This is a genomic window from Spirosoma aureum (assembly GCF_011604685.1).
Lineage (GTDB): Bacteria > Bacteroidota > Bacteroidia > Cytophagales > Spirosomataceae > Spirosoma > Spirosoma aureum.
In genome coordinates, this window is sequence record NZ_CP050063.1 from 1,220,133 (window position 1) to 1,232,270 (window position 12,138).

General features: G+C 35.6%; 10 protein-coding genes. 7 read left to right on the top strand and 3 right to left on the bottom strand.

Annotated features, from left to right (window positions below):
• Positions 1-603 precede the first annotated feature (603 nt).
• On the bottom strand, positions 604-1,383 hold the full coding sequence (locus G8759_RS04950; RefSeq protein ID WP_167205782.1) for an IS5 family transposase: 780 nt from the start codon (positions 1,381-1,383) through the stop codon (positions 604-606).
• Positions 1,384-2,183: 800 nt separating this feature from the next.
• Here G8759_RS04950 and G8759_RS04955 point away from each other — a divergent pair.
• Positions 2,184-3,521 carry an MBOAT family O-acyltransferase gene (locus G8759_RS04955; RefSeq protein WP_317166765.1) on the top strand — a complete coding sequence of 446 codons (1,338 nt, stop codon included), beginning with the start codon at positions 2,184-2,186 and terminating at the stop codon, positions 3,519-3,521.
• Positions 3,521-4,459 (top strand): hypothetical protein, encoded by a 939-nt coding sequence (locus tag G8759_RS04960; RefSeq protein ID WP_167205786.1) that lies wholly within the window; start codon positions 3,521-3,523, stop codon positions 4,457-4,459. Before G8759_RS04955 ends, G8759_RS04960 begins: the two co-directional genes overlap by 1 nt.
• A gap of 31 nt (positions 4,460-4,490) precedes the next feature.
• On the opposite strand, the gene G8759_RS04965 is transcribed toward G8759_RS04960, so the two are convergent.
• Positions 4,491-5,273, bottom strand: coding sequence for a glycosyltransferase family 2 protein (locus G8759_RS04965; RefSeq protein WP_167205789.1), 783 nt, complete (start codon positions 5,271-5,273; stop codon positions 4,491-4,493).
• 182 nt (positions 5,274-5,455) lie between these two features.
• Between G8759_RS04965 and G8759_RS04970 the strand changes: the two genes are divergently transcribed.
• Genes G8759_RS04970 through G8759_RS04980 form a run of 3 tightly spaced genes read left to right on the top strand, consistent with a single transcriptional unit; the run spans position 5,456 to position 7,852 of the window.
• The gene (locus G8759_RS04970; protein ID WP_167205790.1) at positions 5,456-6,178 is read left to right on the top strand and encodes a glycosyltransferase family 2 protein; all 723 of its coding nucleotides are present in this window, start codon (positions 5,456-5,458) and stop codon (positions 6,176-6,178) included.
• A 44-nt stretch (positions 6,179-6,222) separates the two neighbouring features.
• Positions 6,223-6,924 (top strand): glycosyltransferase family 2 protein, encoded by a 702-nt coding sequence (locus G8759_RS04975; protein WP_167205792.1) that lies wholly within the window; start codon positions 6,223-6,225, stop codon positions 6,922-6,924.
• A 22-nt stretch (positions 6,925-6,946) separates the two neighbouring features.
• Complete coding sequence (locus G8759_RS04980) at positions 6,947-7,852, top strand: glycosyltransferase family 2 protein (protein ID WP_167205794.1); 906 nt, start codon at positions 6,947-6,949, stop codon at positions 7,850-7,852.
• A gap of 3 nt (positions 7,853-7,855) precedes the next feature.
• Here G8759_RS04980 and G8759_RS04985 read toward each other — a convergent pair whose 3' ends face one another.
• Positions 7,856-9,487: a glycosyl hydrolase family 28-related protein gene (locus G8759_RS04985; RefSeq protein ID WP_167205796.1), complete on the bottom strand. Its 1,632-nt coding sequence runs from the start codon at positions 9,485-9,487 to the stop codon at positions 7,856-7,858.
• A gap of 192 nt (positions 9,488-9,679) precedes the next feature.
• On the opposite strand from G8759_RS04985, the gene G8759_RS04990 reads away from it, so the two are divergent.
• Together G8759_RS04990 and G8759_RS04995 are read left to right on the top strand one after the other, a co-directional pair.
• On the top strand, positions 9,680-11,599 hold the full coding sequence (locus tag G8759_RS04990) for a beta strand repeat-containing protein (RefSeq protein WP_232074133.1): 1,920 nt from the start codon (positions 9,680-9,682) through the stop codon (positions 11,597-11,599).
• Position 11,600: 1 nt separating this feature from the next.
• The gene (locus G8759_RS04995; protein WP_167205798.1) at positions 11,601-12,134 is read left to right on the top strand and encodes a T9SS type A sorting domain-containing protein; all 534 of its coding nucleotides are present in this window, start codon (positions 11,601-11,603) and stop codon (positions 12,132-12,134) included.
• Positions 12,135-12,138 lie beyond the last annotated feature (4 nt).

Here is a 12,138-nt window from a genome sequence, read left to right on the forward strand (position 1 = left end):
GAGCCAGCCATTATTGGATTGAGCAATGAAATAGGATTGAGGGGAATGGTTACCAGTCCAAAATTAAACGTAAATTCTACATTCGGTTGCTTATACCCACCTTATTTGCGTACCAGACGATGTTATTGCTAAAAAATAAGGCCTAGCCCTAGCCGACCAAATACCATCACACATTAAAAGCTAATAACGCAATAAGGCTTGTCCTGCTTGCCCAACAATCACTGGCGGCTACTACAAGGAGCCCAAAAATGAGCTGACAGTGGCTGTAAGTAACTGGTCGATTCATCAATATACATTATCACTCATTTTTTAGTCTGGGCTTTATTTGAATTTGTGAAGCGTGAGATACCAAAGAATAATATTGACAAGCCATTAGTATGGTTTATAGTGTTTTAAGCCAGCTTTCTTTAACAACCAGGTCGCCCTATTAAATAAGGGTTACTCCTATAACAAACGGCTTCTTGATGATGTAGTTCACATATTGTCCAGTCTAAACTGCTACCGGAAAACCATGTGCAACCGGACCTAAGCAGTACTAGAACCAATTGTAAAAGTTAAATAAGCAATTAAGAACGTGTTGGGGAATTATCTTTGGCAGTGAAGTTAGATTCGCTGAAGCATCAGTTGAATATTAGCTAAGTACAACCAGCTCACCGAAGATAATAGCGTATACTCGTAATCTTTGACGATACGACGGAAGTAATTGGTCCAAGCAATACTGCCGCGCCGGCGGACCGGTTCGACGACCCAGCGCTTGGCCACGGGCACAAAACCTTGGACCGATTCGGGCCGAGATGCCTTCTCAAAATTAATGCTCCAATCGGCTAGTGCTTTAGCAAAAACGCCATTATAGGACTGGTCGCCATAGATTTTCTCTAAACGTTCACCGGCTCGCCAAAGGATATCACCAATCAACGAAACCGCAACGGGGCCATCGGCTTGATTAGCGGCATGAACAGCCGCTACCCAGAGTCGGCCTTGGGTATCAACCACGAACTGGCGCTTACGGCCGTTGACGTGTTTATTGGTGGCATCAGTACCACGGTGTTCGCAGATCATTGGATTTAACTTAACGCTTTGTGAATCAACACATAAAACGGAAGGGTGAGCTTGTTTCATGACGCGTTTACGATCCAGTTGATTAAGGGCTACATTAATTCGCTCGAAGGTGCCGTCTTGCTTCCACTGATCAAAATAATAGTAGACAGTTTGCCAGTTTGGCCACTCTTCAGGCAGATTACGCCATTCGCAACCGGTTCGCAGAAGCCATAAAATGATGTTCACCATTTGGCGTAGATCGTGTTTTCGCTTGCGTTTAAGCTTGAAAAAAGGTGAAATTGCGGCCCATTGGGGGTCGGTCAGTTTTGAGAACTGTTTGGTCATGACTTTGTCGTTTGGCGACTACAAAGTTGGCACGACTCTCAACCTTTCTTAATTCCCAAACACATTCTAAGTATATAGGGATTCAGCTTCTCTAAATTAGCCCTGACTTTAAGAAGATACTTTTCAAGGTTAGACAAGCCCACCCCACTTTGAGTAGCAGATACTGAACAATTTATGGTTGTTACATTACATGAACTTTCAATACAGCATAAGAGCAGGAGTTCATGAACGGGAAGTTTATACCTATTACGGACAAAGAAATGATTTTAACAACCTCGCTCACGAATTAATCAGTGCTAACTTAATGCAAGAGTAAGTGAACTATGACGTAGCTGTTGGGATAATAAATAAGGAATGAAAGCTCTAGGCTCGGTACGATTATGCTCCATAAACGATAGATTTGATTATATAAGCTAAAACACAAAGTATACAAGGGTCTGGATTTTCGAGAATTTAACTATACATGTATAAATATTAATTTGTGCATGTATAGTTAAATTCTCGAAATGTTCTTAGAAAAAAAGCTAATTTTACGAAGGATTTGGAATAGAGTAAAAAGGCAAAGATTATTCCAGGCTTAAACAAAATACTTAATACGCGTGGCCATTTTAAAACAAATCGGCCAAAATTGATGCCTTATTTAATTTAAATGAAAGCCGGTTTAAACGCAATAGGAAAACAAAATGCTATTTAATTCATTACATTTTGCTGTATTTTTTATTATAATAACTGTAACATACTACTTATTACCATACCGTTTTAGGTGGATATTGTTATTGTCTGGTAGTTGCTATTTCTATATGGCATTTGTTCCAGTTTATATTTTGATATTAGGATTTACAATTGTTATTGATTTTTTTGCTGGTATTTATATTGAGAGAACAAAAGGTCCTTTAAGAAAAATATTTCTTATTGCGAGCTTGATAGCAAACATTAGTGTACTGGCTATATTTAAGTATTACAATTTTTTAAATGACAATCTGAATGAACTTTTAGGCAATTTAGGGCATGCTACTCCTTTCCCGATGCTAAAAATACTTTTACCAATAGGTTTATCTTTTCACACATTTCAAGCTATGAGTTATACAATTGAAGTGTACAGAAAGAATCAAGTTGCAGAAAAACACTTTGGTATTTATGCATTATACGTAATGTTTTATCCACAATTAGTTGCTGGACCAATTGAGAGACCACAAAATGTTTTACACCAATTTTATGAAAAACATAGTTTCAATAATAAAAATATAACTGATGGTTTAAAGCTGATAGCTTGGGGTCTTTTTAAAAAAGTAGTTATTGCGGATAGATTAAGTGTAATTGTCAATACAGTTTACAATAACCCCAAACAATTTGAGGGTGCTCCACTCATTTTTGCGACTGTTCTATTCGCTTTTCAAATTTATTGCGATTTCTCAGGTTACTCTGATATTGCTCTGGGGACAGCTAGAACAATAGGATTTCGATTAATGACAAATTTTAATACTCCTTACTTTTCTAAATCGATTTCGGAATTTTGGAAAAGATGGCATATCTCATTATCGACGTGGTTTCGTGATTACCTTTATATACCATTAGGCGGCAATAGGGTATCAAAATTTCGTTGGTATTTAAATCTGTTTATTACATTTTTAATTAGTGGCTTATGGCATGGCGCCAATTGGACCTACGTAATTTGGGGTAGTTTAAATGGAATTTATTTGATTGTAGAGAATTCTACAGACTCGGTACGTATCAAATTTTATAATTTTATTGGATTACATAACAAAAAATTATTAATCTCGAAATTAAGTCTTTGTAGCACCTTTATGCTAACTTGCTTCGCATGGATTTTTTTTAGAGCAAAAGATTTGCATGATGCCTATTATATTATTTCAAATTTGACAACAAATTTTGTGCCCAGTATTAATAATCTGAAACCAGGTATTTTAGGGTCTACATTATATGATTATTTAATTGGTTTCTTGGCACTTTCTGTACTACTACTAGTTGAAAAAATACAAATGCAGATTTCTATAAACAAATGGTTAAATCATCAGCCGATGATGATGCGTACATTAATCTATTGCGCTTTAATTATGTGTATTTTATTGTTTGGCATGTTTGATTTGGAAGAACAGTTTATATATTTTCAATTCTAATGAACAAACTCATTGAACTTGCCAAAAGATTGCTGATCATAATTATTTATTGTGTAGGCACTATCTGGATAATAATTGCTGTATTAGCTTATTATTCACGAAACTCATCAAGTTATGTTGCGGCCTCGCTGGATAAAGAATACAGATTGCGAAAAGTTAAATCTCCGAGACTTATTTTTGTGGGTGGATCAAATTTGGCGCTAGGTTTAAATAGCCCACTTTTAAGTCGAAAAACAGGCTATAATGTTGTTAATATGGGACTTCATGCTGGTTTGGGGCTCGACTTTATACTTAATGAAGCTAAGAACTGCATAAGACCTGGAGATATAGTAGTTTTATCAATTGAGCATTTTTTGGCGGGTGGTAATAAGAAACTATTAGCACAATTAATATCTATTAATCCAAATAGCGAGGAGTTTTTAGATTTGGATATTTTGGATCAAATAAGACTCTTTGTTTCAAAATTACAATTATGTATCAGTAGCACTTTTTATAAACTTATTGGTCGAGACAAAGACCCACATTATTATCGTGAAGCTTTTAATTTTGAAGGAGACTTAATTATTCCATATAATGAGCCTAAACCAAACTTAGTTGGTGGGAGTGTAAAGTTTGCTAATATTGATTATTCAAACGAAATAAACTCAATTAACTCTTTTATAAAAATTTGTAATAAAAAAGGAGCGCGTACGTTTTTTATATTCCCTGCTTACCAGCAATCAGCATATAAAAAAAATATACATACATTACAAAATTTAGAACTTCAATATAGAAAATATTTAAGATGCCCGATTTTGGGTAGTGTGGTGACTTCAGTTATTCAAGATAAATATTTTTATGATACCGTCTATCATTTAGATAGTATAGGAATTCAGAATCGTACTTATTCTGTGTTCAATATGCTAAATAAAGAAAAAGTATTGCCGAAATCCCAATAGAGTAATAAGTATAATAAGGATCAAATGATTATTACAGTTTATCTATAAATCCGTACTTAACAAATTGCATTTTAACAAAAAGCTTTATCTTATTATTATAGATAAAAATTGGAGCAATTAAAGGAGATATTATCCCATTTTTAACTTTAGCTCTATATGTTTCATCGATTGCTTTAAATAATAATGTAGTACTTACGCCACCATGCCGCATCATCACAGTACTAACTGGTAAATATGCTGCATTTAATGAATTTTTAGGACGCAATAAAAATTCATAATCTCCAGATATTTTGAAAGTATCATCAAAGAAGCCATATTTGTTAAATAAGGCTCTAGAATGAAAACAACCCACATGCCAAGTAATCATTTTATGTTTAAACAGATCCCATTCCCATTCTTTGCCAACAGTTTCTAGCCTTATTAAATTATTATCAACAAGATCAATTTTTGACGAAATAAACTCCAGGCGATCTTTATTTATATGAGTAGCAATGTAGCTAACGTAAGATTTCAATGCATGCGGATAATATAAATCATCTGAGCCTAAAAAAGCAATCCAAGTTCCAGTTGAGGCTTTAAGCCCTTTATTCCAGGCGTCATAAATACCATTATCTTTTTCACTAATTGTATAGAAAATATGCTCTCTGTAAAGGTTAATAATATCGTTTGTATTATCAGTTGAACCCGCATCAATCACAATTATTTCATAATTTTCGTATTCTTGGTCGATTATACTCTTAATAGCACCCTCTAAGTATTTAGCGCCATTGTAAACAGCAATAATAATACTAATTAAGGGGTTATATGAGTCCATATAGAGTTATTTATTTTCTTAAGTGGTTGATTATCTTTGTTTTATGTAATTTTCGTAACCACTTAAATTCATTTTAACGATGCGCCAATAAAAACATTTGTTAGCAGTAGAATACAAATATAAAAAAAAATGTTTACTTTTATTATAGTAGTAATTCTGATATAATTAAAATGGACAGGATAATGCCTTCTCCACCCTTTTCAATCATTACTGTTAGTTACAATGCTATTAAAACCTTAGAACAAACAATAAAAAGTGTTTTATTGCAAGATAGAACACTTTTTGAATACATAATAATTGATGGTAGAAGTAATGATGGGACAGTAGATTACATAAAAAAATATGAGAAAGATATTAAATATTGGATAAGTGAGCAAGATAAAGGTATTTATGATGCTATGAATAAAGGTATAGAAAAAGCTGAAGGTAGATGGATACTATTTTTAGGAGCTGATGATCGACTAGAGCCCAACATACTTAATGAAGTTAACAAATATTTAGATGACTCAATGGATTTAATATTTGGTAACGTTATATTTACGAATGGTAAAAAATATAACTCGACTTTTAATGTCAAAACCTTATTGAATAATACTGTACACCATCAAGGGGCATTTTACAATAGAAAAATTTTTGAAACATTTAGATATGATATTTCTATTAAAATTATGGCTGACTATGAACTTAATCTATTAATATATTTGGCTCGGATGAGGAGGAAAAAATTAGATATTGTGGTATCAGAATGCAATTTACATGGTCTTAGTTCGGAGGTCGATAATACACTTCAAGAATTGGATTTAATTCATGATAAATATTATAATTTTATTTTGAAACTTGTTGTTTCTAATGCAATTAAAATTAAATATTTTTTACATTATAAACTACTAAATATTTTTTCTTAAGTTAACTTTAACTCTTTAATTGTTGAAGAAAATATTAATGGTTTATGATAAGTATCTGTTTAGCAACCTATAATGGAGCTAAGTATATTGTTCGACAAATTGAGTCAATTTTGCCACAACTGTTAGATGAAGACGAAATAATTATTTCGGACGATAACTCAACCGATAATACTCTTCAATTAATAAGTTCGATTCAAGATTCTAGAATTAAACTTATTAAGAATATGAAAGGTAAAGGGCCAATAGCAAATTTTGAAAGTGCATTGAATAACGCTAATGGCGACTTTATATTTTTGTGCGATCAGGATGATGTGTGGTTTGTCAATAAAATTGAAGTAATGAAAAACGAACTTAAAAAGTACGATTTAGTATTAAGTGATTGTGAGGTAGTAAATGAAAATTTAGAAGTACTAATTCCTTCTTTTTTTTATTTCAGAAATAGTAGGGCTGGCTTTTTTTATAATATATATAAAAATTCTTATATGGGATGCTGTATGGCGTTTAGGCGTGATGTATTGAAGTATGCATTACCATTTCCTAAATCTATACATATGCACGACTGGTGGATTGGTTTACTTGTTGAACTACGAGGCAGCGTTGGATTTATTGATCGACCTTTAATGAAGTATGTTAGGCATGGCAATAATGCTTCTCCTACTGGAGAAGCTTCGCAGTATAGTTTTATTGTTCGAACATTCAATCGCTTACTTTTGCTTGTCAATTTATTGGTAAGATGGTTTAAATAAATTTTATTCTTGTCTTTTTAACATGATCTCAGTAGTAATTCCGACCTTTAATGCTGCTCAATATTTACCAAAATTACTTTTAGCATTGAGCACACAAACTATACAATATGAGTTAATCATTCTTGATTCAGAATCAACAGATGATACGTGTTTATTACTTTCAAAAGCAGCCATTCCTTTTATAACGGTTCCCAAATCTAGCTTTAATCATGGTACTACACGAAATCTAGGAGTCGAATTATCAAAGTATGAAATTGTAGTTTTTTTAACCCAGGATGCTTTGCCGGCATCTGATACAACTTTGGAAGCGTTAGTGAAAGGACTTCAAAATGATGCAAATTCGGCTATGGCTTATGGTAGACAATTGCCTTATCCTGAGACTGATATATTTGGCCGTTTTGCTAGATATATTAATTATCCTGAACAAAGTTTAGTGAAGAGCAAATCGATGATACCGCAACTTGGTATTAAGACTTGCTCTTGTTCAAATTCGTTTGCAGTTTATAAAAAGACTTTGCTAAAACAGATTGGTGGCTTTCCTAAAAATACAATCTTGGGGGAAGATGTAACTGTGGCAGCACGTTTTATTTTAGATGGTTATTCGTTAGTCTATTGTGCCGAAGCTCAAGTTTATCATTCTCACACCTATTCAATTCCTGAAGAATTTCGACGTTATTTTGATATAGGGGTTTTTCATCAGCAACAACGAGAAATTCTAAAAGCATTTAGAAAAGCTGAAGCAGAAGGCTTTCGGTATGTTCTAGATGAAAGTAATTATTTAATTCAAATGAATAAGAAACGATTACTGCCAATGCAATATGTAAGAACTGTTGCCAAGCTGGTCGGTTATCGGGCAGGAAAACTTTTTAATTACTTTCCTATTTTTTTAAATAGAAAGTTAAGTATGCATCGCTCTTTTTGGAAATAGATATTAAGTCAATGGTATAGGGTCGTTTATGAAAAAATCACTTTGTAGTTCGCTATACCCTTCATAGTATATTGGCTCTCCCGTACCACTGCCTGATATTTTTGGAATGAGTGTCACTGTTCCAATGTTATTGTTTAATGTAAGATTAACTAATATACCTGTGATATTTAAATAAGTCGGATCTGTTACACTATGATCTAGTGTAATAATTGTTACAGATTGAGGATCGAGTACACCATCATAACGTTGGTTAACTACAATTTGGGCTTGAAAGCATAAAGCCGCTGCCTTTCCAGATCCATATCCCCCTGCTTTAATCACACCATCAATCCACACTCTATAAAAACCACTGTTATTACTTAATGTAGCTTGTCTGGCCTCTTGAAATTGAAGTATGTTTATTTGATTTAATGAACCAATTACGCCTGAAACAATAATATTATTTGTAAGTAATTTTAAGCGACCATTACGTTTTTCAAATGGATTTGATGTATTAAAAACCACGTTAGTTGCCCTTTTTAATAAGTTCGCTGATATTATATAGGTATTATTTGGAACAGTCAGACAATTTATTTCGCTATTAATTATGTACCCTGCTGCTTGCTGTGTTCCTCCACCGCTTGGTGCATGATATATAATTAAGCGGTTTCGTTCCGAGCCATTAGGTTGGGATATATATGCTTTTAGGCCAGCTACTATAGAGTTCGTTACATCGATTAATTCTGTACTAGGGGTTGTCGCATTAGCTGCTACAATTTCAAGCGTACAATTTTCAAATCCGCTATTAAGTACCTGTAGTACACGTGAAAAGGATTCTACAGTTGCATGTATTTTCAAATTGATCGTTGAAATAAGACATAGTACGGCTGTTTCATTAGTACCTGTGCTTGCTGTAATCCGACTTATATATCCCTGAAAGTTAACGCTATTTGTGCCAATTAGAATCATTCCTGGTTGGCGTTTTTCAAGGGATTGTAATGAAGTAGCGTTAATATTAACCACTCCCATTGATCCAGTCCCTGTTGCTAGAGTTTGGTAGGCACTGGAAGCGGTATAGTTTATATTCGTTGTGACAATATTTGATGTATAACTTAATAGGAGAGGAGTATTGGCCCTTATAAGACATTCATGAATGAAAAATTCTTCGCTGCGAATATTTAGGAGCCCAAGAGATCCTAAACCACCGTTAGCTGATGGTAAATCGTTCAATTGACAATAGCAATTCCTTATTCCACAGTTTAAGCCGCCATTAGTGGTGCGTGCAAACTGAATTCCTAGAGCAGATGGATTGGTAGCTGTAGCTCCATTCGAAGAAATAAATGAGAAGCTTTCGCAGCCGGAATTAGACGAACCAGTAAAGTCGAACATGGGTCTACTTCCTGTATTACCGATTATATTAGTATTTAAATATGAGCCACCATCACCCTTCAGCCATATTCCAGAGGTATTGGTTAAATTAATAGATGTGCCTATCAAATAATAGCCGGCGGGAAAGTAGACAGTTGCCCGATAAGGAGTTCCAGTGTTGAAGCTCAGTGATTTAGCAAAATTGACAGCTTGCTGGATGGCTGCCGAATCATCGACTGATCCGTCTCCTTTAGCGTTAAAAGGAGCATCTTTAACATTTATTGCCATTTAATTCAAGTTAAAATAACATTTTTAAGGTTATGTTGCTTACCTTAGTGTTACTAAACGGATTGTTGTTAAAAGTGTTTATTATACACAAACATCACATGGTTTGCTTTAATGTTCAGGATTTATCTTGACTTTTGTAGGTTATTATTATTAATTGTACACTTGTGATTTACTTGCTAAACTTTTAGGAATATGAGAAAGTTTTTACTTGGCATCTTACTGTCATTTTATTTGATGACTGTAGAGTCTTATGGCCAAACAAATTACGTTGCAACAACTCCATCTTCGGCTACACCAGGTTCTGATAATACTCTTGTTGGAGTAGGTGCTGGTAATCTCAATATGAGTGGCGCAAGTAATCTGTTTGTTGGGCGGGGAACTGGCATTCAAAATATGGCTGGTACACAGAATGTATTTATGGGCGCTTTAGCCGGTAACCAAAACGGATCAGGTCAAAGTAACTCATTTGTAGGGTTTAGTTCAGGCTTTAATAACACATCAGGTAACAACAATACATTTCTGGGTTCTTCCGCTGGTTATACGAACAGCACTGGATACAACAATGCATTTCTAGGTAATAGAGCCGGCTTTTTTAACTCAACAGGAAATAATAATGCATTTCTAGGTACCGGAGCGGGATATGCTAATACTAGTGGCAATGATAACACTTTTATAGGTTCGGATGCGGGATCTTCGAATACCATTGGTAAGGAAAATGTATTTATAGGGTCACTTTCAGGAGCAAGTAATAGTGAAGGAACGGGAAATGTTTTCGTTGGTTTAAACACAGGACAAAACAATACAACGGGATCCAATAATGCTTTTATTGGCTATAAGTCTGGTTTGTCAAATACAACTGGTACCTACAATGCCTTTATTGGTTACCAGACAGGTCTTTCTAATACGACAGGATATTCGAATTCATTTATTGGTTTTGCGGCAGGCCAAGCTAATACTACAGGAGCTAATAATTCTTTCATTGGTAATAATGCAGGTCAAGCCAATACAACAGGCGCTGATAATTCTTTTATTGGCACTTACGCAGGATATACGAATACTACCGGTTCAAGTAACGCTTTTATCGGGCATGCCGCGGGTACTTTCAATACAACGGGAACGGGGAATGCTTTCATAGGTTCATTTGCAGGATATTATACCACTACCGGCATAGGTAATGCTTTTGTAGGTATACGAGCAGGACAAAATACTACTACTGGTAATGGTAATACATTTCTGGGTGGTGCAGCAGGTTTTGGTAATACTACAGGTGGGCAGAATACTTACTTGGGCCAAAATGCGGGCTCTACAGGCAATGTATCAGGTACTAATAATGTTTTTATAGGCTATGGGGCAGGTGTGAATGCCGCTGGAACTGTAGTTAATAATTCAGCAGCTATTGGAGCTAATGCAATTGTTACCCAGAGTAATTCACTTGTGCTTGGTGGAACAGGGGCTAATGCTATCAATGTTGGTATCGGTAATACGGCCCCAGCCAATAAATTGGAAATTACCCAGGGAACGGCTGGGAATAGTGGGTTACGGTTTACGAACCTGACCTCCGGATCACCGGCTACTGCCCTTAACCAAACGAAGTTCTTAACCGTTAATGCTCAGGGTGATGTAGTTTTAGGTAGCCTTAATAGCTCGGCTCGCGTTGGTGCAGAGGATGCAGATGCTAGTTGGAAAGTAGCCGGAGATAACATCCAGAATACGAATACAGGTGGTGTTGTGATCGGTCCTGGAGTAAGCAAGACACCAGTCGGCTATCGGTTGTATGTAGCCGATGGAGTGTTGACCGAGAAAGTAAAAGTAGCTGTTAAGAGTACCAATGACTGGTCTGACCGGGTTTTTGAACAGGGTTATCGGCTGAAAAGCTTAGCAGAAGTAGAGTCTTATATTCACCAGGCGAAACATTTACCAGGCGTGCCTTCCGCGGATGAAGTTGTTAAAGAGGGTGTAGACGTTGGGCAAATGCAGGCGAAACTCCTTGAGAAAGTAGAAGAGCTTACACTTTATGTAATTGAGTTGAAAAAACAGAATGATGCGTTAAAACAGAAGAGCACTCAACTAGAGAATCGCATCAATAAACTCCACTCTAAAGCCCGTAAGTAATATGAAGCTATTAACTATACTAGCGGGCTGCTGTCTTGCCCTGACTAGTCAGGCGCAGAATCCACCGAAAAATCTTCGGATTCAACTGAGCTATGAAAAGGCCGGCCAATACCTTCAACAAGCGGTTGAAACTATAGAAGCCACAAATACGATAGGTCTGGCCAGTACTGTCGACTATAAAGCGGGTCGTTCTATTACATTGATGGCTGGTTTTGAAGCCAAGTCGGGAAGCACTTTTACCGCTAATATTCAGCCCGTTACTAGTAAAGGGGAACTTTTATTGCAATTGAAGGCATACCCGAATCCATTTGAGCATTCAACAAGAATCGATTACTATCTTCCAGCCGATGGCGTTGTCAACTTGTGGGTTATCGATGCGCAGGGTAAGATAGTCGGCCAGTTAATACAGGGAGAGAACCAATCAGCTGGTAAGCATCAACTGGAATGGAAACCTTCAGCTTTGGAAGCAGGTATATACATACCCATTATTGAAGCTAATCAGCAAAAAGTGACTACTCGTATCGTAAAGAAATAATAGG

Coding starts and splice junctions, on each gene's coding strand:
- G8759_RS04950 (WP_167205782.1), bottom strand. CDS start 1,383: ATGACCAAACAGTTCTCAAAACTGACCGACCCCCAATGGGCCGCAATT.
- G8759_RS04955 (WP_317166765.1), top strand. CDS start 2,184: ATGGCATTTGTTCCAGTTTATATTTTGATATTAGGATTTACAATTGTT.
- G8759_RS04960 (WP_167205786.1), top strand. CDS start 3,521: ATGAACAAACTCATTGAACTTGCCAAAAGATTGCTGATCATAATTATT.
- G8759_RS04965 (WP_167205789.1), bottom strand. CDS start 5,273: ATGGACTCATATAACCCCTTAATTAGTATTATTATTGCTGTTTACAAT.
- G8759_RS04970 (WP_167205790.1), top strand. CDS start 5,456: ATGCCTTCTCCACCCTTTTCAATCATTACTGTTAGTTACAATGCTATT.
- G8759_RS04975 (WP_167205792.1), top strand. CDS start 6,223: ATGATAAGTATCTGTTTAGCAACCTATAATGGAGCTAAGTATATTGTT.
- G8759_RS04980 (WP_167205794.1), top strand. CDS start 6,947: ATGATCTCAGTAGTAATTCCGACCTTTAATGCTGCTCAATATTTACCA.
- G8759_RS04985 (WP_167205796.1), bottom strand. CDS start 9,487: ATGGCAATAAATGTTAAAGATGCTCCTTTTAACGCTAAAGGAGACGGA.
- G8759_RS04990 (WP_232074133.1), top strand. CDS start 9,680: ATGAGAAAGTTTTTACTTGGCATCTTACTGTCATTTTATTTGATGACT.
- G8759_RS04995 (WP_167205798.1), top strand. CDS start 11,601: ATGAAGCTATTAACTATACTAGCGGGCTGCTGTCTTGCCCTGACTAGT.